Annotated in this window: 22 protein-coding genes; 11 read left to right on the forward strand and 11 right to left on the reverse strand. The window is 73.4% G+C overall.

Translation table 11 applies throughout. The features are described from left to right. Positions 1-35 precede the first annotated feature (35 nt). Together ACZ5UI_RS09410 and ACZ5UI_RS09415 are read left to right on the forward strand one after the other, a co-directional pair. A complete protein-coding gene (locus tag ACZ5UI_RS09410; protein ID WP_464196565.1) occupies positions 36-761 on the forward strand; it encodes a hypothetical protein in 726 nt (241 codons plus the stop codon). A gap of 19 nt (positions 762-780) precedes the next feature. Continuing rightward, positions 781-978: a hypothetical protein gene (locus ACZ5UI_RS09415; protein ID WP_464196567.1), complete on the forward strand. Its 198-nt coding sequence runs from the start codon at positions 781-783 to the stop codon at positions 976-978. Here ACZ5UI_RS09415 and ACZ5UI_RS09420 read toward each other — a convergent pair. The 4 genes from ACZ5UI_RS09420 to ACZ5UI_RS09435 are packed head-to-tail and all read right to left on the reverse strand — an operon-like array spanning position 975 to position 6361. Then, positions 975-1700 (reverse strand): SDR family NAD(P)-dependent oxidoreductase, encoded by a 726-nt coding sequence (locus tag ACZ5UI_RS09420; protein ID WP_464196569.1) that lies wholly within the window; start codon positions 1698-1700, stop codon positions 975-977. The two genes, ACZ5UI_RS09415 and ACZ5UI_RS09420, sit on opposite strands and share 4 nt — an antisense overlap. Beyond that, complete coding sequence (locus ACZ5UI_RS09425; RefSeq protein WP_464196571.1) at positions 1697-2281, reverse strand: HD domain-containing protein; 585 nt, start codon at positions 2279-2281, stop codon at positions 1697-1699. The genes ACZ5UI_RS09420 and ACZ5UI_RS09425 overlap by 4 nt, the downstream gene beginning before the upstream one ends. Then, complete coding sequence (locus ACZ5UI_RS09430) at positions 2281-4065, reverse strand: PEP-utilizing enzyme (protein ID WP_464196573.1); 1785 nt, start codon at positions 4063-4065, stop codon at positions 2281-2283. The genes ACZ5UI_RS09425 and ACZ5UI_RS09430 overlap by 1 nt, the downstream gene beginning before the upstream one ends. Beyond that, positions 4052-6361: a cytochrome P450 gene (locus ACZ5UI_RS09435; protein ID WP_464196575.1), complete on the reverse strand. Its 2310-nt coding sequence runs from the start codon at positions 6359-6361 to the stop codon at positions 4052-4054. Before ACZ5UI_RS09435 ends, ACZ5UI_RS09430 begins: the two co-directional genes overlap by 14 nt. A 101-nt stretch (positions 6362-6462) precedes the next feature. On the opposite strand from ACZ5UI_RS09435, the gene ACZ5UI_RS09440 reads away from it, so the two are divergent. Continuing rightward, positions 6463-7233 (forward strand): IclR family transcriptional regulator, encoded by a 771-nt coding sequence (locus ACZ5UI_RS09440; RefSeq protein ID WP_464196577.1) that lies wholly within the window; start codon positions 6463-6465, stop codon positions 7231-7233. Here the strand turns inward: ACZ5UI_RS09440 and ACZ5UI_RS09445 are convergent. Further along, positions 7219-8670, reverse strand: coding sequence for a class I adenylate-forming enzyme family protein (locus tag ACZ5UI_RS09445; protein ID WP_464196579.1), 1452 nt, complete (start codon positions 8668-8670; stop codon positions 7219-7221). The genes ACZ5UI_RS09440 and ACZ5UI_RS09445 overlap by 15 nt on opposite strands. Positions 8671-8682: 12 nt before the next feature. Further along, complete coding sequence (locus tag ACZ5UI_RS09450) at positions 8683-9315, reverse strand: TetR/AcrR family transcriptional regulator (RefSeq protein ID WP_464196581.1); 633 nt, start codon at positions 9313-9315, stop codon at positions 8683-8685. Between the two features lie 69 nt (positions 9316-9384). Between ACZ5UI_RS09450 and ACZ5UI_RS09455 the strand changes: the two genes are divergently transcribed. Then, a complete protein-coding gene (locus ACZ5UI_RS09455; RefSeq protein WP_464196583.1) occupies positions 9385-10884 on the forward strand; it encodes a flavin-containing monooxygenase in 1500 nt (499 codons plus the stop codon). 4 nt (positions 10885-10888) lie between these two features. Here ACZ5UI_RS09455 and ACZ5UI_RS09460 read toward each other — a convergent pair whose 3' ends face one another. Continuing rightward, positions 10889-11914 carry a hypothetical protein gene (locus tag ACZ5UI_RS09460; protein ID WP_464196585.1) on the reverse strand — a complete coding sequence of 342 codons (1026 nt, stop codon included), beginning with the start codon at positions 11912-11914 and terminating at the stop codon, positions 10889-10891. A gap of 146 nt (positions 11915-12060) precedes the next feature. Here ACZ5UI_RS09460 and ACZ5UI_RS09465 point away from each other — a divergent pair, with 146 nt between their 5' ends. Further along, positions 12061-12897, forward strand: a complete 837-nt coding sequence (locus ACZ5UI_RS09465; protein WP_464196587.1) for a TIGR03620 family F420-dependent LLM class oxidoreductase — start codon at positions 12061-12063, stop codon at positions 12895-12897. Here the strand turns inward: ACZ5UI_RS09465 and ACZ5UI_RS09470 are convergent. Next, complete coding sequence (locus tag ACZ5UI_RS09470) at positions 12894-13601, reverse strand: cyclic nucleotide-binding domain-containing protein (protein WP_464196589.1); 708 nt, start codon at positions 13599-13601, stop codon at positions 12894-12896. The genes ACZ5UI_RS09465 and ACZ5UI_RS09470 overlap by 4 nt on opposite strands. Before the next feature lie 186 nt (positions 13602-13787). On the opposite strand from ACZ5UI_RS09470, the gene ACZ5UI_RS09475 reads away from it, so the two are divergent. Genes ACZ5UI_RS09475 through ACZ5UI_RS09485 form a run of 3 tightly spaced genes read left to right on the forward strand, consistent with a single transcriptional unit; the run spans position 13788 to position 16800 of the window. Next, positions 13788-15476, forward strand: a complete 1689-nt coding sequence (locus ACZ5UI_RS09475; protein WP_464196591.1) for an FAD-dependent oxidoreductase — start codon at positions 13788-13790, stop codon at positions 15474-15476. A 49-nt stretch (positions 15477-15525) separates the two neighbouring features. Next, a complete protein-coding gene (locus tag ACZ5UI_RS09480) occupies positions 15526-16365 on the forward strand; it encodes a Stf0 family sulfotransferase (protein ID WP_464196593.1) in 840 nt (279 codons plus the stop codon). 30 nt (positions 16366-16395) lie between these two features. Beyond that, complete coding sequence (locus ACZ5UI_RS09485) at positions 16396-16800, forward strand: VOC family protein (protein ID WP_464196595.1); 405 nt, start codon at positions 16396-16398, stop codon at positions 16798-16800. 4 nt (positions 16801-16804) lie between these two features. Here ACZ5UI_RS09485 and ACZ5UI_RS09490 read toward each other — a convergent pair whose 3' ends face one another. The 3 genes from ACZ5UI_RS09490 to ACZ5UI_RS09500 are packed head-to-tail and all read right to left on the reverse strand — an operon-like array spanning position 16805 to position 18852. Further along, positions 16805-17446: an SRPBCC family protein gene (locus ACZ5UI_RS09490; protein WP_464196597.1), complete on the reverse strand. Its 642-nt coding sequence runs from the start codon at positions 17444-17446 to the stop codon at positions 16805-16807. After that, positions 17443-17787, reverse strand: coding sequence for an ArsR/SmtB family transcription factor (locus ACZ5UI_RS09495; protein ID WP_464196599.1), 345 nt, complete (start codon positions 17785-17787; stop codon positions 17443-17445). Before ACZ5UI_RS09495 ends, ACZ5UI_RS09490 begins: the two co-directional genes overlap by 4 nt. A gap of 12 nt (positions 17788-17799) precedes the next feature. After that, a complete protein-coding gene (locus ACZ5UI_RS09500) occupies positions 17800-18852 on the reverse strand; it encodes a hypothetical protein (RefSeq protein WP_464196601.1) in 1053 nt (350 codons plus the stop codon). A 75-nt stretch (positions 18853-18927) separates the two neighbouring features. On the opposite strand from ACZ5UI_RS09500, the gene ACZ5UI_RS09505 reads away from it, so the two are divergent. The 3 genes from ACZ5UI_RS09505 (at position 18928) to ACZ5UI_RS09515 (ending at position 25644) form a co-directional block, all read left to right on the forward strand. Continuing rightward, the gene (locus ACZ5UI_RS09505) at positions 18928-20643 is read left to right on the forward strand and encodes a choice-of-anchor Q domain-containing protein (protein ID WP_464196603.1); all 1716 of its coding nucleotides are present in this window, start codon (positions 18928-18930) and stop codon (positions 20641-20643) included. A 66-nt stretch (positions 20644-20709) separates the two neighbouring features. Then, positions 20710-23502, forward strand: coding sequence for a helix-turn-helix transcriptional regulator (locus ACZ5UI_RS09510; RefSeq protein ID WP_464196605.1), 2793 nt, complete (start codon positions 20710-20712; stop codon positions 23500-23502). A 69-nt stretch (positions 23503-23571) separates the two neighbouring features. Continuing rightward, entirely contained in the window at positions 23572-25644 is a 2073-nt protein-coding gene (locus tag ACZ5UI_RS09515; RefSeq protein ID WP_464196607.1) for an ArnT family glycosyltransferase, read from the forward strand. The last annotated feature ends 3 nt before the right edge of the window (positions 25645-25647 follow it).

The following is a 25647-nucleotide window of genomic DNA, read 5'->3' on the forward strand; positions in this document are numbered from 1 at the left end:
GCGGGCGCCTGGGCGCGGCGATTACGGTCGCGCCCATGTTCGCCCGCTGCGTCTTCGCCACGCTCCTCGCCACGTTCGCCCTCGCCGGCGTCGCCCACGCCACGGTCTACAAGGCCTCGGTCTCCGGCACGCAGGAGGTGAGCTGGTCGGTCAACGGCCAGACCTCCAACCAGTGCGAAGTGCGCCAGGGCACCGGCAGCGGCAAGGTGTCGTTCAGGTTCAAGAACGCGTCGAGCGGCTCGCTGGTGTTCACCGGCAACTCCGGCGGCGGCAGCATCCCCGCGCTGGCCACCGGCTCGGTGACCGGCGACTTCGTCAGCTCGGTGGCCGCGCCGTGCCCCGGTGATTCGGCCGGTGAGACGGTCACCGAACGCACCAACGACTGCGGGGACAAGAAGTTCGGCGTGCGCGTCGACGTCAAGCTCGTCGGCACCAAGCTCTACGTCAACGGGCCCGGAGCGGCGCCCACGCCCAACGTCAGCGACTGCCCGTTCCCCGTCGGCGGCGTGATGGACAACACCAACGACCGCACGTCCTGCGGCGACGGGGCGCAGATGTACCAGCGCAGCTACGGCGTCTCCGTGACGGGCGGCATCGGCCTGCTGGCCAGCGTCGTCACGGTCAAGCCCTCGTCGCTGACCAAGCCCACGGTGCGCCTGAGCAAGCGTGAGCAGATCTCCTGCACGATCGACTCCGAGTACGGCGGCGGCGTGAAGGTCACCGGCACGCTGCGCTACACGATCACGCTGAAGCGGCTGTAGGCGGTGCTACGGTCGCTTGATGGCCGACGGTGATCGCGAAGCGCGACTCGAGCTCCTGCGGGCGGATGCGCGCTATCACCGCGAGCGCGCGCAGCTGTACCGGGCGCGCCTGACCGGACCGCGGCCGACGTCGCTGGGCCGGCTGCGCGAGCTCGACCAGGCCGCCCAGCAGGCCGAGGACCGCCTCGCGCACGCGCTGCGCGAGCCCACGGTCTAGAGGAACTGGCGCCCGCCGTCGACGACGAAGGTCTGGCCGCTGATCATCGCGGCGGCGTCGGAGGCCAGGAAGACAGCGGTGCCGACGATGTCCTCGGGCCGCAGCGCCCGCTGGATCGACCCGCGGGCCACGCCGTAGGTCTCGGCGTCCTCGATCAGCTCGAGGCTCGCATCGGTCAGCGTGAAGCCCGGGGCGATCGCGTTGACGCGCACCCCGTCGGTGCCCAGCTCCCGGGCCAGCACGCGGGTCAGCGCCAGCACGCCACCCTTGCTGGCCACGTAGTGCGCCCACAGCGGCGACCCGCTGAGCACGGTGGCCGAGGCGATGTTGACGATCGCGCCGCCGCCGGCCCGCAGCGCCGCCGCGCAGGCGCGGGCGCACAGCCACGGCCCGCGCAGGTTGACCGCCATCACGCGCTCCCAGTCCTCCAGGGCGATCTCGTCGAAGGGCGCGCGCTCCAGGCCGGCGTACACCGCGGCGTTGTTGACCAGCGCCCCGATGCCGCCGAACGCGTCCATCGCCGTGGCGGCCATCGCCCGCGTCGACGCCTCGTCGGAGACGTCCACGGCGACCGCGACCGCGCCGTCGACCAGCGCGGCGGTGGCCTCGGCCGCGTCCCGATCGAGGTCGGCGGCCACGACCGACCAGCCCGCCGCCCCGAACCCGAGCGCGAACGCCCGGCCCAGGCCGCCGCCCGCGCCGGTGATGACGACCGCGGTCAAGCGCCCACGAGCTGGTCGATGGCCAGCACGCGCGACGCCTCGGCCAGCTCCGACCGGGCGATCTCCCGGGCCAGCGGGGTGAACAGCCACACGTCGATCATCGGCGTCACCCGCGACACGTAGACGTCCGGGGTCTCGCGGAACCACTCCGCGCTGATGGCGATCCCGGGGATCGACCAGCGCCACAGGGCGTCGGCGTCCTTGACCAGCGAGTCGTTCAGCGACAGCGCCTGCTTGCGCGTGTCGTGCCCGTCGATGATCTCGGCCACCTCGTCGCGCACGGCCGGATCCCAGCCCAGCTCGTCGAGGATCTCCCGGGCCAGCCGGGCGCCCTCCTTCTCGTGCGCGATGCGGATGTCGGACACCATCGCGTCGCGGTTGAAGCCGTCGCGGAAGATCGCCTCCTGGTCGACGACCGCCCAGCCGTTGTCGTGCAGCAGCGTCGCCGCCAGCACGACGTCGGCGTCGGCCTGCGGATGCGCGGCCAGCAGCCGCCGCGCGTAGTCGACGGCCATCGGCACGTGGATGTCGTTCTTGCGCGCGCGCAGGTACGGGCGCGCGGCCGCCCACAGCTCCTCCATCAGTCGAGGATCGTGACAGTTCCGTTGCTGCCGTCCACGCGCACCCGCTGTCCGCTGCGGATCGTCGTGGTGGCCGAGCCGGTGCCGGTGACCGCGGGCAGGCCGTACTCGCGGCAGACGATCGCCGCGTGGCTCATCATGCCGCCGATGTCGGTGACGGTCGCGGCGATGCGCCCGAACACCGGCCCCCAGCTCGGCGCGGTGATGCGGGCCACCAGCACGTCGCCCTGCTGCACGTCGGCCAGGTCGTCCGCGCCCTCGATCACCCGCGCGATCCCCTCGACCACGCCGGGCGAGGCGGCCATCCCGCCCAGGTGCTCGGTCTGCGCGTCGGCCGACAGCCAGCCCGACACGGCCTCGGTGGTGATGCCGTAGAGCATGATCGTGAACGGCTCGGTGATCACCGCCGGCGGCTCGTTCATGGCCGGGACCGGCGCCTTGCGCTCCAGCGCGGCGATGATCCGCTTGCGCCGGGCGATCTCGGCCGGCCAGTGGTACGGGCCCATCGGCTCGACCCCGATCGCCCAGGCCTGCGCGTAGTCGAAGATCACCTGGTGCAGCTCGTCGCGGCGCACGTAGAAGATGTCGTTGGCCTCGCCCCAGAAGCCGGCGTCGGCCAGGACCCCGCCGAGCTCGCGGATCTTGCGCCAGAAGGCCGACAGCGCCCGGTGCTCGATGTAGAAGTTGTGGTCCTCGACGTAGGGGAACACCAGCCGCGACAGGCCGAGCTTCTCGTCGAACACGGCGCGGGCCTCGTCGTCGGGCAGCAGGTCGCGGTACTCCGCGGTGATGCGGTCGCGCTCGGCCCGGATCGACTCCGACGGACGGTCGATCGTCTCCCCCGCCCGCAACCGGCGCACGTAGTCGCGCACGTAGCCGTAGGGGATCTCCAGGTGGTCGGACCACACGCGGTCGTCGGAGTACATGCCGCCGCCGGAGGAGAACTCGAACCACGGGTCCTTCGCCGCCTCCCAGGCCGCGAGCCATTCGCGCGAGTCGACATCCTCCAGCGGCCGGTCGACGTCGACGTCGAGCGCGACCGCCAGCTTGGCCAGCGCCTTGAGCTCGTCGTCGGGACGGAACAGCAGGACGTCGATGCCCTGCACCATCTTGGCGATGCCCAGGTCGGCCACGCCGGGCAGCGCCTCCTTGCAGAACGAGAAGAAGTCCAGGTAGGCGACGTAGCCCAGGTTGAGGAACTCGAAGTGGTACTGGAAGGCCTCGTAGCAGAGCTCGATCGCCCGGTCGTAGCTGACGATCAGGTCGTGGCTGCTGCCGATGCCGCGACCGCTGGTCACCCACTCCAGCGGCACCATCTCCGGCAGCGGCTCGAACTCCAGCGCGTTGAGGTCGGCGATCACGCGCTCGACCTTCGTGCGCCAGTTCTCCAGCAGCGTCGGCCAGTTGGCGAAGTAGTGGCCGGCCCGCTCCATGAACTGCGGGACGCGCGCGGGGATCTCCTCCTCGGGGACCGCGACCGGGCTCATGTAGACGTAGCCGTTGTGGACGCGGTAGTCGATCCCGTTGGCCGGCGGGATGCGCAGGTGGCGCGTGTTGTACTGGCCCAGGACCTTGATCGCCACCTCGACGGTGATCGTGTCGAACGGCTTGAAGACCGTCGGCCAGTGCTGCAGGTCGGCGAACCAGAAGCGCGACTCCTCGAACTCGCGGCGGTCCTCGCGGAAGCGCACGTAGTACGGGTACAGCTCCTCCCAGCCCTCGGCCCCCTCCGGCGCGGGGTCCTCGTAGGGGCTGATGAACCGGTTGACCTCAGTGGCGGACATCGGCTTGGCTCCTCGCGGCCAGAGGGTTGATGAGGGTGTTGGCCATCGACGTCAGGCCGGTGGCGTAGAGGCTCGTGGTCGGCGGCTTGGGCCGGTTGGACCAGACCGTCTCGGGACGGCTCTGGAGCAGGACCACCTCGCCGTCGCACAGCGCCCACTCGACGTCCTGGGGACAGCCGTAGTGGCGCTCGGCGCGCTTGGCCAGCTCGGCCACGGCGCGCACCTGGTCGGGCGGCAGCGCCGGGCGCGCGGCGCGCTCGGCCTCCACGGCGCGCTCGACCACGCGGCGGCCCGCGGGGTCGGCCACGAGCTCGATCTGCTTGGCCCCGATCGTCTGGTCCAGCAGCTCGAGCAGGACCTTGTCGACCACGAGGTGGTCGGGCGTGACCGTGCCGCTGACGATCGTCTCCCCCAGCCCGTAGCTGGCGTCGATGACGATCTTCGTGCGGTCGCCGGTGGCCGGGTGCAGCGTCATGGCCACGCCCGCGGCGTCGGCGTCGACCATCCGCTGCACGACGACCGCGATGGCCAGCGCCTCCTCGTCGACGGCGTGATCGGCCCGGTAGGCCAGCGACCGGGCCGAGTACAGGCTGGCCCAGCAGCGGCGCACGTGGGCCACGACGGCGTCGGCCCCGACGATCCACAGGTAGGTGTCCTGCTGACCGGCGAACGAGGTGTCGGCCGCGTCCTCGGCCGTGGCGCTGGACCGCACCGCCACGGGCACGTCGTCGCCCAGCGCCGCGTAGCCCGCGCGGATGGCCGCGTCGACCGCAGGCGGCAGCGGCGCGCCCTCGATCAGCGCACGGATGCGCGCGGCGGTGGCCTCCAGGCCGGCCGCGTCGGCGGTGTCCAGCGCCCCCAGCTGCGCGGCGACCGCGCCGCGGACCTCGGCACGACCGGCCTCGAACGCGGCGGTGGTGATCACGAAGCCGGGCGGCACCGGCAGCCCGGCCGCGGTCAGCGCCGCCAGGCTGGCCGCCTTGCCGCCCACGGCGCGCACGTCGTCGGGGCAGCGCTCGAACGGCAGCGCCAGCGGCGTCGCCTCGTCCCAGCGCACCAGCACGTGCGCCGGGCCGCGGAACGTGGCGTTGGCCGTGTAGTCGAACGGCTGGCCGTCGACCAGGCGCACGTCGGGGCCGAGCCGCCGGGTCAGCTCCTCGAGCACGACCTTGGCCTCCAGACGAGCCAGCGGCGCGCCCAGGCAGAAGTGGATGCCCAGGCCGAACGACAGGTGCCGGCTGGCGTTGTCGCGGTCCAGGTCGACGCGGTCGGGCTCGGGAAAGACGCGCTCGTCGTGGTTGGCCGAGCCGAGCAGCAGCAGCAGGTTCGTCTCCGCGGGCAGCTCGACGCCGCCGACCACGGCCGGACGCTTCGTGCGCCGCTTCCAGGCGAACACGGGCGCGCTGATGCGCAGCATCTCCTCCACCGCCGCCGGGATCCGCTCGGGCTCGGCGCAGATCGCCTCCCACGCGTCGTGCTGGGTCAGCAGCTCCTTGAAGCCGTTGGACAACAGCGCGGTGGTCGTCTCGTGGCCGGCGGTCAGCTGCCCGTAGACCATCGCGGCGATCTCGTCGATCTCGATCTGGTCCTCGCCGGCCGCGTAGATGCGGGCCAGGTCGCCGGGCAGGTCGTCGCGCGGCTCGGTCAGCCGGGCCCGCACCAGCGCCCGGCAGTAGTCCCAGTAGCGCACCAGGTTGGCCGCGTGGTGGGCCTGCTCCTCCACCGAGGCCGCCCCGAAGTTCATGTAGACCCGGCTCTGGGCCCACTCCTTGACGTTGGCCACGTCCTCGTCGGGCACGCCGAGCAGGCGGAAGATGACCAGCGCGGGCAGCTCGTAGGCCAGCTCGCCGACCAGGTCGGCCTCACCCCGGTCGGCGAACCGGTCGATCATCGCGGTGGTGATGTCGCGGATCTGCGGCTCCAGCTCGGCGATGCGGCGCGGCGTGAACGCCTTCTTGATGAAGCCGCGCAGGCGCGTGTGGTCCGGGGGCTGCTTGCCCGACAGGCCGCTGACCACGGAGAAGCCGCCGTCGTCCAGGATCCGCTGCACGGTGTCCGGGCGGGGCTGGAACGGCGCCTGCGTGTTCTCCGACGAGTACGTCGCCGGGTCGCGGAAGATGTCGCGGATGTCGTCGTAGCGCGTGACGACCCAGTAGTCGATCTCGGGGCTGTAGAAGATCGGCGTCTGCGCCCGCGCACGGGCGTAGAAGTCGAACGGGTCCGTCAGGTCGAACGGCTCGAAGTCACGGGCCAGCGCGGCGTGCGGGCAGGCCGGCGGCGGAACGGTGGCAGACACCAACTCCTCCTCTCTCTCGCCGGCGACGCTACCGCCGCCCGGCGAACGCGCGAAGCGGATCGTTCGCCACCGGCGAACGCGCTGCGCGTAGGCTTGCCGTCGTGGCCCAGACGGATTCGCTGCGCTCGGTCTCGATCGCCATGTCGATCCTCGAGTGCTTCACGGTCTCGCCCGAGCTGGGCCCGTCGGCGGTGGCCCGCGAGGTGGGGATCGCCAAGTCGACGGCGTCGCGGATGCTCGCCGTGATGGCCGGCCGCGGGCTGCTCGAGCGGCGTGAGGGCGGTCGCTACCGGCTGGGGCTGCGCATGTTCGAGTACGGGCAGCTGGCGCTGAACCGGCTCAACGTGTTCGAGGCGTCGGTCCCGGTCCTGGCCGAGCTGCGCGACCGCGTGCGCGACATGGTCCAGCTCGGCGTGCCGATCGGCGCCGAGATCCTGTTCCTCGACCGCTTCGAGGCCGAGTCGCTCGACCACCGCTTCCACGGGCCGAAGTGGCGCCGGGTGCCCAACCACTCGTCGTCGTCGGGCCGGGTGATCGCCGCCTTCAACCCGGCGGTGGAGCGCGCGATGTTCGACGCCGGGCTGGTCCGGCGCACGCGCCACACGATCGTCGACCCGCGCAAGCTGCTCGAGGTCCTCGGCGAGATCCGGGCGCGCGGTTGGGCCTCGACCGACGAGGAGCTCGAGGAGGGCTTCACGTCGGTGGCCGCGCCGGTGCTGCTGCGCGACGACAGCGGCGTACGCGCGGTCGCGGCGGTCTCGGTGGTCGGTCCCAGCGCCCGCCTGCGCCGGCACGGCGGCGTCAGCACGATCGCCGGCCACGCCGTGCGCGCGGCCGACGAGATCGGCCGGCGGCTCTCAGCCGCCGCGTAGCTCGCGGCGCAGGATCTTGCCGCTGGTCGTCTTGGGCAGCTCGGCCCGCACCTCGATCGCCCGCGGCACCTTGTAGGCGGCCAGGCGCGCGCGGCAGTGGGCGATCAGCGCGTCGGCGGAGACCTCGTGCCCGTCGCGCAGCGCGACGAACGCGGCGACCGTCTCGCCTCGATAGGCGTCGGGCATCCCCACCACCGCCGCCTCGCGCACGGCCGGATGCGCGTACAGGACGTCCTCGACCTCGCGCGGCCAGACCTTGTAGCCCGACGCGACGATCACGTCCTTCTTGCGGTCGACGAGATAGGTCCAGCCGTCGGGATCACGGAAGGCGATGTCGCCCGTGCGCAGCCACCCGTCGGGATCGCGCAGCGCGGCCGACTCGACCGGCTGGTTCCAGTACCCGGCCACCATCGACGGGCCGCGCACCAGCAGCTCGCCGGGCGTGCCGTCGGGCTGGTCGGCGCCGTCGTCGCCGACGATGCGCATCTCGGTCTGGAAGATCGGGCGGCCGATCGACAGCGTGCCGGACGTCGGATCCACCGGCGGGCGCACGCCCACGGGCACGCCGTGGCTGATGCACGTCGTCTCGGTCATGCCGTAGCCGGGCACCAGCGGCGCGCCGAAGCGGGCGGCGAACTCGTCGACCACCGCGGGCGGGATCGGCGCGCCGCCGCACAGCCAGCGACGCATCGACGACGTGTCAGCTGCGCGCGGCGTCGCCAGCAGCGCGATGAACGCCGTCGTGGCGCCGACCGTCCAGGTGCAGCGGTGGCGCTCGATCAGCTCCAGCGCGAGCGCCGGCTCGAAGCGGAAGGGCAGAACCATGGTCGCGGCGGTCGACAGCCAGGCGCTGATGCCCGCGGTCAGGCCGGTGGCGTGGAAGAACGGCGCGAACGCGAGCAGCACCTCGTCGTCGCCGGCGATCTGGAAGTAACGCGTGTAGGCCTCGCCCGCGAAGGCCAGGTTGGCGTGGGTGATCAGCGCGCCCTTGGGCCGGCCGGTGGTGCCCGACGTGTAGGCGAGCATGGCCAGGTCGCCCGGTCGCGGCGTGAACGGGTCGGCGACCGGTACGCCGTCGAGCGCGTCGATGTCGTCCTCGCGCAGCAGCAGGCGCGCGCCGCTGTCCTGGAGCACCAGGCCGATCTCGCGCTCGGTGTACATCGGGTTGACGCCGACCCCGACCGCGCCGAGCTTCCACAGCGCCAGGCAGGCCAGCGGATAGGCGGGCACGTTCTGGGTCTGCAACGCGACGCGATCGCCCGGGCCCACGCCGTGGGCCCGCAGCGCCCCGGCCAGCGCGTCGCTGCGGCGATCGACCTGTGCGAACGTCGAGACCGTCTCGCGGTAGCGCAGCGCGTCGCGCGAGCCCGCCCGGGCGACCGCCGCGCGCAGCATCGAGACCATGTCGCCGTGCGCCGGCCGCAGGCTCTCCCCCATCGGGGCGGCAGCCTACTTCGCGTAGATCGCCCGCACCCACACGCCGACGAGCACGTCGAGCACGTCGGCCTCGTCGACCGCCGGGGACTGGCGGGCGAACGTCGTGTGCAGCACGCGCTCGTTCATCCACAGCAGGCTGGTGGCCAGATCCCGCGCGGGCAGGCCGGGCGGGGCCGCGCCGCGCTCGCGCTCGACCTCGATCAGGACGGTGGCCTCGGCCACCCACTGCTCCATCGCCTGGCCCCACAGCGCGCGCACCTCGGCGCTGGACGCCCACGCGTCCGCGCCGGCCAGCGTCACCGCGCGATGCGTGCGGAACGCGTCGTAGAACGCGCGCAGCGCCTCCCGGACCCCGGTGGCGGGATCCGCGCGGACCGCGTCGAGCGTGTCGCCCCGGGCCGCCTGCGCCTCGCTGATGATGCGCTCGAACAGCGACAGCAGGACCGCTTCCTTGGAGCCGAAGTAGAAGTAGAAGGCCGAGCGCGAGAGACCGGCGCCGCGGGCGATGTCGTCGACGGAGATGTCGTGCAGCGACCGCGTCTCCAGCAGCTCCTCGAAGGCGGCGAGGATCACCTGCTCGCGCTCGTCGCCGCGCATCTTCGGCGCGCGGCGGCCACGGGACGGTCGGATCGCCGGGGTGGACATGCGTCACACATCCTAGCGATTTCGACCATGTGTCGACAAGTTCGACGGTGTGTCGATATCATGCCGTCCATGGCCGCCACCGTCGAACGCGACACCGAACACGTCGACGTGCTGATCGTGGGTGCTGGGCTCTCGGGCATCGGCGCCGCCCACCATCTGCACGAGCGCCGCTCCGGCGACAGCTACGCGGTGCTCGAGGCGCGCGCGGACCTCGGCGGCACCTGGGACCTGTTCCGCTACCCGGGCGTCCGCTCGGACTCCGACATGTACACGCTGGGCTACCGGTTCAAGCCCTGGACCGATCCGAAGGCGATCGCCGACGGCCAGTCCATCCTCGAGTACGTGCGCGAGACCGCCCGCGAGGCGGGCATCGACCGCCACATCCGCTTCAACCACACGGTCGTCGGCGCCGAGTGGTCCACCGCCGACGCGCGCTGGACCGTGACCGCGCAGCGCACCGACACCGGCGAGACCGTCCGCTTCACCTGCGGCTTCCTCTACGGCTGCACCGGCTACTACCGCTACGACGAGGGCTTCACCCCCGAGTTCGCCGGCCGCGAGCGCTTCCAGGGCCAGATCGTCCACCCCCAGCACTGGCCCGAGGACCTCGACTACGCCGGCCAGCGCGTCGTGGTCATCGGCAGCGGCGCGACCGCGGTCACGCTCGTCCCCGCGATGGCCGAGCAGGCCGCGCACGTGACGATGCTGCAGCGCTCCCCCACCTACATCGTCAGCCTGCCGGCGGAGGACCCCGTCGCCCGCGTCGCGCGCAAGTACCTGCCCGCCCGCCTGGTCCATCCGCTGCTGCGCTGGAAGAGCGTCGCCATCACCAGCGCCAGCTACAGGCTGTCGCGCCGGTTCCCGAAGCAGATGAGCGCCGTGTTCCGCCGCGGCGTCGAGCGCCAGGTGCCCGAGGGCTACGCGGTCGACACGCACTTCAAGCCGAAGTACAACCCGTGGGAGCAGCGCCTGTGCGTCGTGCCGGGCGGCGACCTGTTCCGCGCGATCCGCCACGGCGACGCCACGATCGTCACCGACACGATCGACACGTTCACCGAGCGCGGCATCCGGCTGTCGTCGGGCGAGGAGCTCGAGGCCGACGTGATCGTCACGGCGACCGGCCTGAACCTGCTGGCCTTCGGCGGCATGGACCTGGTCGTGGACGGTGAGCCCGTGCACCTGCCCGACACGATGGCCTACAAGTCGCTGATGCTCAGCGACGTGCCGAACTTCGCCTACGCGCTGGGCTACACGAACCTGTCCTGGACGCTGAAGGCGGACCTGACCGCCGAGTACATCTGCCGCCTGCTCACCCACATGGAGCGCACCGGCGCCGCGATCGCCGTGCCCGCCCGGACGGACGACGTGCAGGAGGAGCCGTTCCTCGACTTCCAGGCCAACTACGTCCTGCGCGCGATCGCGGACTTCCCCAAGCAGGGTTCGGCCGCGCCGTGGAAGGTTCACATGGACTACGCGCGCGACCTGTGGATGCTGCGCCGCGGCTCGGTCACCGACGGCATGCGCTTCGCGGGCACCCGCACGCGCACCCGTCCGCGCGTCAGCGCCTAGGGCACTAGATCTCCGCCTCGCGCACGATGTCGACGGTCGCCTCGTGCGGCGCCTGGTCGAAGTCGGCGTCGAGGATGTTGTCGCCGAGCAGCACGAACTCCTGGAAGATGCGCAGCGTGGCGGGCCGGCCCGCCGGCACGTCGAAGGCGAGCATGCGCAGCGTGTAGCGGTCGTCGTTGGGCTGGTCGCGGTCGAGGATCGTGCTGCGCTCCTTCTGGCCGTCGACGGTGAACTCGCTCGCGGGCAGCCCGTACGGGACGTAGCGCACCGAGCCCGGGCGGCCCGGCCGCTTCCACTCCGGCGGCGTCGGCCCCACGCCGGTCGCGATGTCCACCACGGCCCACTCGTGCCCCGGCTCGGCCCAGCCCAGGCCGGCGACGTAGGGCAGGCGGACCGCCGTGTTGACGTGGCAGTCGACCGGAACCTTCGTCAGCCCCTGTAGGTCCATCCGGCCCACCGGCGTGCAGGTCTGCCGGGCGCGCGGCTGCAGGTCCGCCAGCGCCGTGGCCTGCGTCGCGCGCACCTTGCCGCTGGGGAACTCGACCTGCTGCGTGAGGCCGTCGTAGGCGACCTCGAGGCGCAGGTTCTCGGCGTCTCCCTTGACCGCCACGTACTGGCGCGCGTTGCCCGCCTCCTGGATGCCCCGGCCGTCGAGCACGACGTTGTACGGGGAGCCGACGCGGTAGCGCCGGCCGTCGGCCACGAGCGAGATGGCGATCGGCTTGACGTGCCCGACCAGCGGGATGGTCACTGCCGCGTTGCCGCCCGAGCGCTGGTCGAAGTCCCACGAGACGCCGACGTAGCGCCCGCCGTCGACGCTCGTCGGCTGCCCACCGACGTCCTCCTCGGGCGCATCGTCCATGGGCTTGCCGACCGTCACGGCCAGCGTGCCGCTGGGCACCTCGACCGTGGCGGTCGTGCCGGTGATGTCGTCGTTGGAGGTGATCAGGTCTCCCGGCTGGGACTGATCCCCGCACCCGGCGAGGAGGACCGCGGCGGTGAGCGCAATCGGCAGACACAGGCGTCTCATCTGCCGCTGGTCGTTCCCCGGCCCGCAATCCGGGAAACTGGCGCCCGCCTGGGGCATCGCGCTCGCCTTCCTGGCCGCCACGGTCGCCGCCGTCGCCGCCGACCTGCTCGCGAGCCGGATGATCCGGTCTGCGAGCCTGTAGCCCCATGGACCTCGGCACGATCGGCATCTGGACCAGCTATCGCCCCTTCGGGCGCGAGAACGTCGGCGAGGCGGCCAAGCTGGCCGAGCAGCTGGGCTACAGCGCCTGGTGGGTCGGTGGCTCGCCCCACGTGCCCGACATCCGGCCGATCCTCGAGGCGACGTCGACGCTGGTGGCGGCCACCGGGATCCTCAACGTGTGGATCAACGATCCGGCCGAGACGGCCGCGGCGGACGCGGCGCTGCGGGCCGAGTTCCCCGACCGGTTCATGCTGGGCATCGGCATCGGCCATCCGGAGGCGACCAGCGACTACACGCGGCCGCTGACCACGATGCGCACGTTCTTCGACGGCCTCGACGCGTCCGACACGCCGCCGCCCGTGGCCGAGCGCTGCATCGCCGCGCTGGGCCCGAAGATGCTCGATCTGGCCGGCCAGCGCGCGGCGGGCACGCACCCGTACTTCGTCCCGGTGCAGCACACCAAGGTCGCGCGCGACCGCCTCGGCCCGGGCAAGCTGGTGGCGCCCGAGGTGGCCTGCGTGGTCGACACCAACCCGGTGCGGGCCAAGGCCGTGGCGCGCAAGTACGCCGAGCTGTACCTGGGGCTGCGCAACTACACGTCCACCCTGCTGGACCTCGGCTTCACCGAGGCCGACATCGCCGACGGCGGCTCGGACCGGCTGATCGACGCGGTCATTCCCCAGGGCAGCGCGGGCCACATCGCCGAAGTGGTGCACGCCCACCTGGACGCGGGCGCCGACCACGTGTGCGTGCAGCCGCTGGGCGAGCAGGGGATCCCGCGCGCGTCGTGGTCGGCGCTGGCCGACGCGCTGCTGCGCTAAGCCGCGACGCTGAGCTCGTGGGCCGGGTCCAGCGCCTCCTTGAGGTGGCGCTCGCCGTGTCCGGTCAGCAGCCAGCCCGCCGGGGTCCGCTCGAGCATGTGCTCGCGGGACAGCTGGCTCAGCGCGCTGGAGACCGGCGGCCGTGACGCAGCGGTCAGCGCGGCGATCGACTCGTGGGTGAGCCGCACCGGCAGCAACATGCCGCCGGCCGTCATCGACCCCCAGCGCTCCGACAGGCCCCAGAAGGCCAGCAGCAGGCGCTCGTCCAGGCGCGGGACGCGGGCGATGGCCACCTGCAGGCTCACGCGCCCGGTCAGGGAGCTCGAGCGCCAGGCCAGCTGGCGCAGCACCGACGGCCAGCGGGCCGCCGCGGCGATCACGCGATCGTCCAGCCGGGCCATGATCACCTCGGACACCGCGGTCCAGGTGACGTCCACCGCCACCGGGGAGGGCAGATCCTCCGTCGGCCACGACTGCATGATGTCGCCGGGCCCGAACAGCTGCGCGGTCGCCCGCTCGCCGATCGTCACCGTGCGCAGCATGAAGCCCCGGACGACGAGCACGCCGTAGGCGTTGCCCTCGCCGTACCCGGCCTCCGGCTCCTCCCACCGGCCGCAGGGCACGCGCACGGCGCCCGCGACCACCGTCCGGCGGGCCAGCTCCCGCTGTTCGTCACTCAGGCCCGCCCCGAGCTGTGGATCCACTTCGACCAACGCAACACACCGCATCCCGCCGCCCCTTCCTCGCCCCGCCGTCCTTGGCGCCTTGTCAAACTGAGTTCGTAGCGAATAGCACGAACGCGCAGATCAGCGCGCTGTCATCCTCCTGACAAGCCGCTCGGCGCAGCCGCCCGCTCGACGGGGTGCGATCCGCCGACTACCCTCGGTTCCATGGCCATCGCACCGACGACGCAGGTGTACCGGGCCGAGCCATTCCCCGACCTCGGCGACGAGCTGATGTATCCGCGGCTGTCGGACACGAAGCTCGCGTGGCTGGCCAAGCAGGGGCACCGCAAGTCGTTCGCGCCCGACGACGTCCTCTACGAGCACGCCGTGCGCGACGCGCCGTTCTACGTGATCGAGCGCGGCCTGGTCGAGTTCGTCGAACGCAAGCCGGGCAAGGACGTCCACGTCGCCCAGGCCGACAGCCGCACCTTCGTCGGCGACATCGCCGCGTTCACCGGCGAGCCGTCGATCAGCGCCTGCGTGGCCGTCGAGCCGACCGACGTGATCGCCTTCAGCCGCCCGCAGCTGCGCGACATGGTCGCCCGCTGGCCGGAGTTCGGCGAGCACGTCTTCGCCACGCTGCTGGCCCGGCGCGCCTGGCACATCGAGTCCGGCCACGGCGTCATGCGCCTGATCGCCGGGCGCGACTCGCGGCGCGCGTTCGACGTCCGCGACCTGCTCGAGCGCAACCTCCTCCCCGTCCGCTGGTACGACGCCGACACCGACGAGGAGAGCGCCCAGATGCTGGAGTGGCTGGGCATCTCGCGCGAGGAGACGCCCGTCCTCGTCCACGCCACCAACGTGATGCGCAACCCGTCAGCGGCCCAGGTGGCCCGCAACCTGGGCCTGCGGGCCGAGGTCGACGGCCAGCGCTTCGACCTCGTCGTGCTGGGCGCCGGGCCGGCCGGGCTGGCCGCCGCGGTGTACGGCGGATCGGAGGGCCTGAGCACGCTGGTCGCCGAGGCCTGGGCCCCGGGCGGCCAGGCGGGCACGAGCACGCGCATCGAGAACTACCTCGGGTTCCCCAGCGGCGTCTCGGGCGCCGAGCTGACCCAGAAGGCGACGCTCCAGGCGCGGCGCTTCGACGCGGTCCTGTCCAGCTTCCACCGCGCGACCGAGCTGGCCACCGGCCCGGAGGGGCTCGTCCGCGTAGACCTCGACGACGGCCAGCACGTGCTCGGCCGCTGCGTCGTGATGGCCACGGGCGCCCGCTGGCGCGAGCTGCAGGCCGAGGGCGTCGAGCGCTACCGCGGCGCCGGCGTCTACCACGCGGCGATGCCCAGCGACGCCGAGCGCTGCCGCGGCGAGGACGTGATCGTGGTGGGCGGCGGCAACTCCGCCGGCCAGGCGGCCGTGCACCTGTCCACGCGGGCCCGGTCGGTGCGCGTCGTCGTGCGCGGCACGTCGTTGAAGTCGACGATGTCGCAGTACCTCGTCGATCGCCTCGAGCGCTCCAAGACGATCGAGATCCTGACCGAGACCGAGGTCGCGGCGGTCCGTGGCACCGCGGTGGTCGAGTCGGCCACGCTGACCGACAACCGCGACGGCAGCCAGACCGACGTCGACGTCTCGGCGGTGTTCGTGATGATCGGCGCCGATCCGTGCACCGAGGCGGCCCAGGGCATGCTCGCCCTCGATCCGGCCGGGTACGTGATCTGCGGCAACGGCGCCGCCGACTGCGCCGGCCATCTGACCTGGCCGCTGCGCGACCGCGAGCCGCACCTGCTGGAGACGGTCCGCCCGGGCGTCTTCGCCGCCGGCGACGTGCGGGCCGGCGCGGCCAACCGCGTCGCGGGCGCGGTGGGCGACGGCGCCATGGTCGTGCGCTTCGCGCACAGCGTGCTCGACGCCTGATTCTTTAACCCCCAATTACCGATCGGTTGGGTAGGGTTGACGCGAACCCATGACCGACCGCTCGTATCTCGTCTGCGCGACGCCGCGCAGCGGCAGCACGCTGCTGTGCCACCTGCTCGACCAGATCGGGCTGGCCGGCCACCCCGAGGAGTACTTCGAGGCGCTGCGCCACTCCGGGCGCCCGCGCCGGCCGCACGAGTACTTCGACCCCGGCCGCCACGCGAACATCATCGAGCGCCTGGCCTTTCGCGAGATGCCCGACGGGCGCGAGCCGACGCCGCACGAGCTGTGGGCACCGGAGACCTACGACCGCTACCTGGCCTGGGCGCTGGCGCAGGGCACGACGCCCAACGGCGTGTTCGGGGCCAAGCTCATGTGGGGCTACCTGGGTGACTTCGCCACGCTGCTGCGCGGGATCCCGGGCAACGCCGGCCTGACGATCCCCGAGCTGCTGAGCCGCTCGTTCCCGGACCTGCGCTACGTCCAGATCACCCGTGACGACAAGGTCCGCCAGGCCGTGTCGCTGTGGAAGGCGGTGCAGACGCAGGCCTGGCGCCGGGACGCCGGAGCGGACGGCGAGCCACCTGCCGAGCTTCTGTACTCCTTCCGCGCGATCAACTTCCTCGTGCGCCAGCTGACCGCCCACGACGCGTCGTGGGACGCCTACTTCCTCGGCCTGGGCCAGACACCGCTGAAGGTCACCTACGAGCAGCTGGCCGAGGCGTTCGACCCGACGATCCGCCGGGTCCTGGCGCACCTCGACGTCGATCCCGGGGAGACGCTGTCGATCAGCGCGCCCCGCCTGTCGGTGCAGGCCGACGAGCTCTCCGAGGAGTGGGTGGAGCGCTTCAACGGCGAGCTGTCGGCGCTGGAGATCGCCGAGCGATGAGTTCGGGCCGCGCCCGCGGTCTGTAGGCGCATGAGCGATCTCACGCAGGCCCCCACGACGCTGTCGAACATCGGCGTCGTCATGTTCACCGTCTCCGACGTCGACGCGGCGATCGGCTTCTACGTGGAGAAGCTCGGCTTCGAGCTGCGCGGCGACACGGCGTTCGGCCCCAACGGCGAGTACCGCTGGGTCGAGGTGGCGCCGCCGGGGTCGGTCGCCCGCCTGTCGCTGAACCCCCCGATGAACGGGGCCACCCCGGGCGGTGGCGGCATCGGCGTCGAGTCCGGCGACGTGCGCGCCGAGTACGAGCGCCTGAAGGCGCTGGGCGTGGCCGGCGACCCGCCGTTCGAGATGCCCAACACCCCGCTGATGTTCATGTTCCCGGACCCCGACGGCAACTACATCACCGTCGTGGACCCGCCGCCGGCGGCCTGACGACCTAGCTCGGCGCGCCGGTGTAGAAGGCGGTGGTCCGGGTCCCCGCGGCCTGGGCCTCCGCTTCGGTCGCCGCGCCCGCGGCGGCGCTGGCCCGGGCCCAGGCCTCGCTGGCCAGCGTCATGAACCGCCGCCCCTCGTCGGAGCCGCTCCACTCCATGAAGGCGGCCGGGTCGACGGGCTCGCCGCCGCCGGCCAGGTGGAGGCCCAGGCCCAGCAAGCCGAGGTCCCACCCGACGCCGACCGCCCCCGGGCCGAACTGGGCCCAGCGCTCGTCGTCGACGTGCGCGATGTGGTCCAGCGTGAAGCGCGTGCCGCCGTCGGGCTCGGGCGCCAGGCGCAGCTCGATCCAGCTGACCTCGTCGCCGTACTCCCACGTCGCGTCGAACCCGGTCGGCGGGTCGCAGCGCTGGACCGTGCCGCCGGCGTTGCCCTCCAGCTGGTAGCGCCCACCGACCTGCAGGTCACCCGACACGGGCAGGAACCAGCGCGGGATGCGCTCCGGGTTCGTGCACGCGTCCCACAGGTCCTCCAGCGTCGTGTCGTACACCCGGCTGATCGTCACCACGCGGGCCTCGCCCGCCTCCAGCGTGCGCCCGCCGACCGTGCGGCGGCTGCTGATGATCTGCTGGTCGACGTCGATCAAGGTGACTCCCCGTCCATGCGGCGTTGGCGTTTTCCGCGCGCGACCTCGGTGGCCAGCGCGTCGAGGTGCGGCGTCCAGAACGCGCGGAAGCGCCCCAGCCAGGCGTCGACGTCGCGCAGCGGCGCGGCGTCGACGGCGTACAGCCGGCGGGCCCCCTGCGGGCGAACCGTCGCGAACCCGGACTCGCGCAGCACCCGCAGGTGCTGGGAGACGGCAGGCTGGGTGATCCCGAACTCGGCGCGGACCGTCTCGGTCAGCTCGCCCGACGAGCGCTCGCCGTCGGCGAGCAGCTCGAGGAGGCGCCGGCGGACCGGATCGCCGAGGACGTCGAACGCGTGCACAGCGCCAATGTATCAGCGCTCACTTATATAAGCGCCGACCACATCTCGGTGCTCGCGCATCGTCTCCTCCCCGCCGCGACCGGGCTGGCGGCCGAAGCCGCAGTACATGGCCACGCCGAAGTCGGGCAGGAACTTCGACGCGGTGGCGTGGCGGCGGCGCAGGCCCGGGAGCCCGTCGATGGGCAGGACGATGCCCAGGAAGACGCGGGTGTCGGGCGCGTCGAGGTCGGCCAGCGGGGCGAAGAAGCGCTCGTCCTCGCTGCGCAGGTAGCGCGGGCCGGCCAGATGCAGCCAGTCGACCGGCCGGCCCGACTCGGCCACGGCGTGGTTGGCCATCCGCACGAGCACGCCCATGTCCTGCGGCTCGTACATCGGCCACTCCGGGAACGTGCCGTAACACAGGTGGTACCCGACGAGGACCTCCTCGGGGATCTGGCGGGTCAGCCGCGCGACCGGTCCGGCGAAGCGCTGCCAGGCGTCGCCCTCGGTCCAGGCCAGCACCCCTTCGATGTCCTGCGTCTCGTACGCGTTGTCCCACTGGATGGCCAGGTCCGCCGGCGGGATCGCCTGCACCAGCCGGGCCAGCTCGCGCCCGACGAGCTCCTCGAAGCCGGCCGCGGCCTTCGGGTAGTCGCGCCCGAAGTCGGCCTTGAACGCGTTCAGCGCGCTGGACGGGAACGGCAGGCCGACCTGGAAGCGCAGCCCGGCGGGGATGACGCCTTCGTCGCGCAGGCGCCGGAACACCGCGTAGGAGGCGATCGCGTCGTCGATGCGCGGCCACGACGCCCAGCGCAGCGCATCGACACCCTCGCGCACCGCGAAGATCGGCGTCTCGTAGGCGTGGCGGGGAATGCCCGTGGGCGACGCCGTCTCCTCGACGACCACGACGTCGGGATTCGGGCGGGCCAGGTGCTCGCGCTCGTAGCCCACCCACGCGGCCCGCGGTCCGGTCTCCCCGTCGGGCAGCGCGAACACCAGGTCGCCGAACTGCTCGGCGCCGTAGCGGAAGGCCGCCTCCGTCGAATCGGCGGGCAGGCTCCCGACCAACAGCAGTTCGCTGTTCACTCGTGCGCTCATAGGTTCCAAATCCCAGCATGGTCTGCCGTATCGCGCACGCCGCCCCGCTGGTTGGTTGGCCGCATGAACATCTCCCGCCGTCTCCTCGTGCCGCCGATCCTCCTCGCCGGCCTCGCCGTTCCCGCCGTCTCGCAGGCCACGACCTACTGCGCGCACTCCGCCGCGTTCAGCTGCCCGGCCGGGCAGGTGGACGTTGGAGCCAACCTGTCGATGGCCTTCAGCGACCCCGACGACGGCACCGCCGACACGCTGAACATCCACGCCGGCAGCTACCAGGTGATGGCCGGCGGCCTGACCCGGGTCACCGCCGACCCGCTGACCGTGGTCGGCGACGGGCAGGCCACCACCCAGATCTCCGGCCTGCCCGGCGTGGGCACGGTGATGAGCGGCAGCCGGCTGAACGTCTCCGGCCTGACCTTCCACCTGCCGGGCATCGGCGCCCAGAGCACGGCGGTCTCCAACACGGGGTCCGCCCCCGGGGTGATCCAGGACATCACCGTCGACGGGGGCACGGACGTCTCCGTCGGGGTCCACGCGACGGGACCGGTGACGATCCGTCGGCTGACCGCCACGCTCACCGGCAACCCGGCCATCGGCGTCGAGGCCGGCGCCGTCGGCGGCGTGGCCCCCACCGTGACGGACTCGACCCTGTCGACGCCGACCGGTTGGGGCGTGACCAAGACGGGGACGGGCGGAACGCTGACCATCCGGCGCGTGTCGGGCGCCGGGCGATCGCTGCTGCAGACGCTGCGGGGCGGGGCGGTCATCAGCGACTCCAGCTGGGAGACCTACGCCGGCGGGTTCGGCGCCCTCGACGCGCGCTGCCAGCCCGGCAACACCACGACCGTCGAGCTCGACCACGTCACGTTCAGCGCGTCCAGCGGCGGCACCACGACCGGCATCTACGCCGAGTGCGACGAGACGGGCGGCAGCACCACGGTGACCGCGCGCAACTCGATCTTCTCGGTCCTCAGCCGTCCGTTCCGCCGGATCGGCGTGGCCGGCGCCAACGCCAGCATCACCGTCGACAGCTCGCTGTTCCTGGCCAACACGTCGAGCTCGATGGGCGCCGGCACCGGCGGGATCGTCGAGGGCAGCGGCAACGTCGAGGACTTCGATCCGTTCGTCAACTGGCCCACGGACCTGCACCTGCGCGCCTCCTCGCCGGCCATCGATGCGGGCGACCCGGGGTTCGCCAGCCAGCCCACCGACCTGGACGGCAACCCGCGGCCGGTCGACGGTGACGACGACGGCGTCGCGCGCCAGGACATGGGCGCCTACGAGCGCCAGCCGGCGGTGGTTCCGCCGACCGTCGTGCCGCCGGCCGCGACCCCGCCGTCGGGCGGCCCGGCGATCGTCACCCCGTCCGGTGGCGACGTCACCCCGCCGGTCGAGGCCGAGCAGGCCGCGTCCGAGATCCCCCCGGTGGTGGAGGCCCCGCCGGCGCGCCTGACCGTGGCCGACCTGCAGGCGATGCTGCTGGCCGGCATCCGCGGCGGCCGCGTGCGCCACACCGGCGGCGTCCACGCGTTCGCCTGGCCGGCCGCCGGGCGCATCACGGTCACCTGGACCGGGCGCGCGCCGCACGCCAAGCGCGCCCACCTGCTGGCCCGCGGCACGATCGCGCGCACGGCCGCCGGCTCGGCCCGGCTGACGATGCACCGGACGCGGGTCGGACGCCGCGAGCTGCGCAAGGGCACGCTGGTCACGTTGCGGGCGGCCTGGGCCGGCGGCGGCCTGCGCACCAGCGTCACGCTGCGCCGGCGCGCCGCCCGTTGACGCCGCCCGCCGCCACCGGCGCCTGTGAGCGCCGGTGGCGGCCGGGTTCTCTGTTAGACATGCGGGGTGTCCGCCCCGCTGCTGGAACGCGAATCGCAGCTCGCCGAGCTCACCGGGCTGGTGCAGGACGCGCGCACCGGCCGTGGCGGCGTCGTGCTCGTGGAGGGTGAGGCGGGCATCGGCAAGACCGCGCTGCTGAACGCGCTGACCGAGGCGGCCGACGACGGCGCCACCACGCTGCTGCGCGCGGCCGGCGGCCAGCTCGAGGGCGACACGCCGTTCGGCGTCGTGCGTGAGCTGTTCGCTCCGGCGCTGCAGGGCGACCGCCGGACCGAGCTCCTGCGCGGTCCGGCCGCCCTGTGCGAGCGCGTCTTCGGCGGTGGCGGCGGCCCCGCCCAGGACCCCGACGCGGTCGGCGCGGTGCTCCACGGCCTGCACTGGCTGACCGTCAACCTGGCCGAGGCGGGCCCGCTGGTGCTCGTCGTCGACGACGTGCAGTGGTGCGACGCGCCGTCCGCTCGGTTCCTCAACTACCTGGTGGCGCGCCTGGCTGACCTGCCCTGCCTGGTCGTGCTGGCCTCCCGCCCGGCCTCCGCCGCGCGCGAGACCGACGCGCTGCGCGACGCGCCGGGCGTGCTGCGGCGCACGCTGCCGCCGCTGTCGGTGGCCTCGGTCGGCGCGATCGTGTCCGACACGCTCGGCGGCCCGGTCGACGCCGTCTTCGCCGCCGCCTGCCGGCGGGCCGCGGGCGGCAACGCCTTCCTGATCCACTCGCTGGCCGACGAGCTGGCCGCCCGCGGGGTGCGTGGCTCGGCGGTCGAGATCGCCGATCTGGACGCGGTCGGGGCCGGCCAGGTGGGCGTCGCGGTGCGCCGCCGGTTGGCCGGAGCGGGCCCGGACGCGACGGCGATCGCCCGCGCCGTCGCCGTGCTCGGACCGTCGGCCAGCTACCGCCTGGCCTGCGCGCTGGCCGGCGTGCCCGATGCCGACGGCGAGAGCGGTGTGGCGCTGCTGGTGGCCGAGCGCCTGCTCGTCGACACGCGTCCGCTGACCTTCGTGCATCCCCTGCTGCGCACCGCGGTCTACGACGCGCTGGCCCCGGGCGAGCGCGCGCGCTGGCACGCCCGCGCCGCGGCCCTGCTGGCCGACGCGGGCGACCGCGAGGCGGCGGCGCATCACCTGCGGCTGGCCGAGCCGCTGGGTGACCAGCGCGCCGTGGCCATCCTGCGCGAGGCGGCCGCGCGCGGGATCGAGCGCGGCGCGCCCGACGTGGCCGTCGTCTACCTGCAGCGCGCGCTGGAGGAGCCGGCCGGCCCCGAGCACCGCGTCGGCGTCCTCAGCGACCTGGCCACCGCGGAGATGCACCTGGGGCTGATGCCCGCCGCGCTGGGCCATCTCGAGGAGGCCGTCACCGCGGCCTCGGACCCGATGCAGCGCGCGGTGGTCGCGCTGCAGCACGCGATGGTCGTGCAGTGGACCGTCGACACCAGCCGGGGCGCGCAGATGGTGGCCGATCTGGCGGACAGCCTGCCGCCGGGGGCCCGCGAGCACGCGATCGGGGCGTTGCTGGTCACCTCGTCGGGGTCGGCCGCGTCGCGCGTGCCGTCGGCCGGCGCGCTGGAGGAGCTGCGCGCCCGCACCGACTTCGGGCCCGAGGAGCAGCACCTGGTGGCCATCCTGGCGCTCGAGCTCGCCGCCACCGGGGGCCCGGCCGACCAGGCGCTCGCGCTGGCCACGCGCGCGCTCTCCACCGATGACCTGCTGCGCCAGCAGAACCAGCTGCTGGCGCCGACCCACGAGCTGGCCGCGATGGCGGCGACCTGCGCCGGAGCGCCGGCCCTGGGGATCGACGGCCTCACCCGCGCCGCGGCCTACGCGCAGGAGCGCGGCTCGGCGGCCAGCTTCGCGCGCGCCACGACGATGCGCGGCTGGAGCTACCTGCGCCTGGGCGAGCTGGCCGAAGCCGAGGCCGACCTGCGCGGGGTCGTCGACATCCCCGGCGCGCGGCTGATGAACCCCGTCCTGCACATGGCGACGGTCGGGGCGCTGGCGCAGACGGTGCTGCACCGTCAGGGCGTCGCCGAGGCGCGCGCGGCGCTGACCGAGTTCGACGACGGCACCGAGGATCCACGCGCCGCGCCCGACCAGCAGCTGCTGCTGGCCCGCGCCCTGGTCGCGCTGGCCGAGCGCGACGCCCGGGCGGCGCTCGACCAGCTCGAGGTCTGCCGCGTGTTCGAGCAGGACTTCGGCGGCGCCTGCCCCAGCTACGTGCCCTGGCGCCCGATCGCCGTCGACGCCCAACTGCTGCTCGGCGACCGCGACGCCGCCCGCGCGCTGGCCGGCGAGCACCGCGTCCGCGCGGAGGCGTTCGGCTCGGCCGAGGTGATCGGCGTGGCGGTCCACAGCGCCGGGCTCGTCGATCGCGACATCGACCTGCTGCGGCAGGCGGCCGACCTGCTCGAGGGCTCGTCGGCCCACCTCGACCACGCCCGCGCCCTGCTGGATCTGGGCGCCGCGCTGCGCTCCCGCCGTCACGCGGTGGAGGCGCGCGGGCCGCTCACCCAGGCCATGGACGCGGCCGCCCGCTGCGGCGCGGCGCCGCTGGTCGCCCGGGCGCGCGAGGAGCTGCTGGCCGCCGGCGCCCGGCCGCGCCGGGCGCGCACCCGCGGCGCGGACTCGCTGACCCCGACCGAGCAGCGCATCGCCCGCCTGGCCAGCGAGGGGCTGACCAACCGCCAGATCGCCGAGGCGGGCTTCATCTCCCCGCGCACCGTGGCGATGCACCTCTCCAACAGCTACCGCAAGCTCGGCGTGACCAGCCGCCAGGAGCTGGCGGCCGCCGCGATCAGCGCGCCGTAGCGCCGGGTCCACAGGGACCTCTCAGGCGGCTCCCACGCCGCCCCCATCGCGCGGGTCGAGGGTGATCACATGTTCGAGACCTCCCACTCCCGGCGCGAGACCTATGCCGTCACCGCGCCGGCGCCGACCTCGGCGCGCCGCGTGGCCCGCGGCACCTCCGTGTCCGACCGCCTGCGCGGCATCGTGCGGGGCCGCCCCGCTGACGCCGCCTGGGTGCGACCGTCCCTGCTGGCCGTGCTCGCGCTGGCCGCCGTGCTGCTCCTGTGGAACCTGGCGGAGAACGGCTACTCCAACACGTACTACGCGGCGGCGGTGAAGTCGGCGTCGGTCTCGTGGAAGGCCTGGTTCTTCGGCGCGCTGGATCCGGGCAGCTTCATCACCGTCGACAAGCCGCCGCTGTCGATCTGGCTGATGGGCCTGTCCACCCGCGTCCTCGGGTTCGGCAGCTTCGCCATGCTGCTGCCCCAGGCGCTGTGCACGCTGGCCTCCGTCGGGCTGCTGTACGCGACGATCCGTCGTGCGCTGGAGGAGCGCCTGGGCGCATCCGTCGCGGCGTCGGCCGGCCTGATCGGCGGCGCGCTGCTGGCCCTGACCCCGATCACCGTGGCGATCGGGCGGGTCAACAACCCCGACGCGCTGCTGATCCTGCTGCTCGTGGCCGCGGCCTACCTGACCATGCGCGCCGTCGAGAGCGGCCGCACGCGGTGGCTGCTGTGGGCGGCCTCGGCCGTCGGCCTGGCGTTCATGACGAAGATGCTGCAGGGCTGGATGATCGTCCCGGCGCTGGGCGCCGTGTACCTGCTGGCCGGGCCGCCCCGCCTGGTCGTGCGCCTGCGTCAGCTCGCGCTGGCCGGTGTCGTGATGGTGGTCGTCTCCGCCGCCTGGCCGGTGGCCGTCGCGCTGTGGCCCGGCTCGACCCCGTACATCGGCGGCTCCCAGGACGGCTCGGTGTGGAACCTGGTCTTCGGCTACAACGGCTTCGGCCGCATCACCGGCAACGAGTCCGGCATGGGCGGTGGCGGAGGCGGGGCCAGCTTCGGCGGCACGCCGGGGCTGTGGCGGATGTTCAACGAGACCGTCGGCGCCCAGATCGCCTGGCTGCTGCCGCTGGCGATCGTCTCGCTCGGCGCCGGCCTGGTGCTGCTGCGCCACGCCCCGCGGATCGATCGCGCCCGCGCGGTCGTGGTCCTGCTCGGCGTCTGGCTCCTGGTGCACCTGGTCGTCTTCTCGACGGCCAAGGGCATCTTCCACCCGTACTACACCAGCGCCATGGCGCCGGCCATCGCCGGCCTCAGCGCGATCGGCCTGGTGCTGCTGCTGCGGGCCGCGCGCACGTCGGTCGTGGCGCACGTCGTGCTGGCCGCCTCGGTGGCCGGGACCGCGTACCTGTCCGTCGAGCTGCTGGCCCGGACGGACACCTTCGTCCCGTGCGTGCGCGTGGCCATCCCCGCGGTCACGGCGGTCGCGCTGGCGGCGTCGATCGGGCTGCGCTGGGCCGACGCCCGCTGGGGCCGGCGCCTGGTCGTCGCCGCGGCGATCGCCGGGCTGCTCGCCGTCACCGCGGGTCCCGCGGCCTACGCGTTCGCCAACCTCGGCCGCTCGCTGAACGGCAACAACGTGCTGGCCGGACCGGCCGACGCGGGCCAGGGCTCCTTCGGCGGCCCGGGCGGCGGCGGCGGCGGTGGCGGCGGTGGCGGCGGGATGCGACCCGCGATGGGCACGCCGCCAGGCGGTGCGGCGCCCCCGTCCGGCGGCACCGCACCGAGCGGTGGCGGCGCGCTGGGCGGCGGCGGGTCGATCAGCGACGAGGTGATCTCCTACCTGGAGGCCAACCAGGGCTCGGCCAAGTACCTGCTGGCGGCGACCGGGTCGCAGACGACCGCGTCGATCATCATCGCCACCGGTCAGCCCGTGGTGACGATCGGCGGCTTCAGCGGCAGCGACCCGGCGCCGACCGTTGACCAGCTGGCCCAGATGGTCGAGGACGGCGAGCTGAAGTACGTGCTCGTCTCCAGCAACGGCGGCGGCGGTCCGGGTGGCGGCGGCGCCAGCGACCTGACCGCCTGGGTCGAGTCACACGGCACCGCGGTGACCGACGTCACGGTCAGCGGCGGCACGCTGTACGCGGTCAGCGCCGGCTGATTC

The sequence above is a fragment of the Conexibacter sp. JCM 18997 genome (assembly GCF_055391915.1).

Coding starts and splice junctions, on each gene's coding strand:
- ACZ5UI_RS09480 (WP_464196593.1), top strand. CDS start 15,526: ATGACCGACCGCTCGTATCTCGTCTGCGCGACGCCGCGCAGCGGCAGC.
- ACZ5UI_RS09465 (WP_464196587.1), top strand. CDS start 12,061: ATGGACCTCGGCACGATCGGCATCTGGACCAGCTATCGCCCCTTCGGG.
- ACZ5UI_RS09450 (WP_464196581.1), bottom strand. CDS start 9,315: ATGTCCACCCCGGCGATCCGACCGTCCCGTGGCCGCCGCGCGCCGAAG.
- ACZ5UI_RS09415 (WP_464196567.1), top strand. CDS start 781: ATGGCCGACGGTGATCGCGAAGCGCGACTCGAGCTCCTGCGGGCGGAT.
- ACZ5UI_RS09425 (WP_464196571.1), bottom strand. CDS start 2,281: ATGGAGGAGCTGTGGGCGGCCGCGCGCCCGTACCTGCGCGCGCGCAAG.
- ACZ5UI_RS09460 (WP_464196585.1), bottom strand. CDS start 11,914: ATGAGACGCCTGTGTCTGCCGATTGCGCTCACCGCCGCGGTCCTCCTC.
- ACZ5UI_RS09505 (WP_464196603.1), top strand. CDS start 18,928: ATGAACATCTCCCGCCGTCTCCTCGTGCCGCCGATCCTCCTCGCCGGC.
- ACZ5UI_RS09445 (WP_464196579.1), bottom strand. CDS start 8,670: ATGGGGGAGAGCCTGCGGCCGGCGCACGGCGACATGGTCTCGATGCTG.
- ACZ5UI_RS09515 (WP_464196607.1), top strand. CDS start 23,572: ATGTTCGAGACCTCCCACTCCCGGCGCGAGACCTATGCCGTCACCGCG.
- ACZ5UI_RS09455 (WP_464196583.1), top strand. CDS start 9,385: ATGGCCGCCACCGTCGAACGCGACACCGAACACGTCGACGTGCTGATC.
- ACZ5UI_RS09410 (WP_464196565.1), top strand. CDS start 36: ATGTTCGCCCGCTGCGTCTTCGCCACGCTCCTCGCCACGTTCGCCCTC.
- ACZ5UI_RS09430 (WP_464196573.1), bottom strand. CDS start 4,065: ATGTCCGCCACTGAGGTCAACCGGTTCATCAGCCCCTACGAGGACCCC.
- ACZ5UI_RS09485 (WP_464196595.1), top strand. CDS start 16,396: ATGAGCGATCTCACGCAGGCCCCCACGACGCTGTCGAACATCGGCGTC.
- ACZ5UI_RS09475 (WP_464196591.1), top strand. CDS start 13,788: ATGGCCATCGCACCGACGACGCAGGTGTACCGGGCCGAGCCATTCCCC.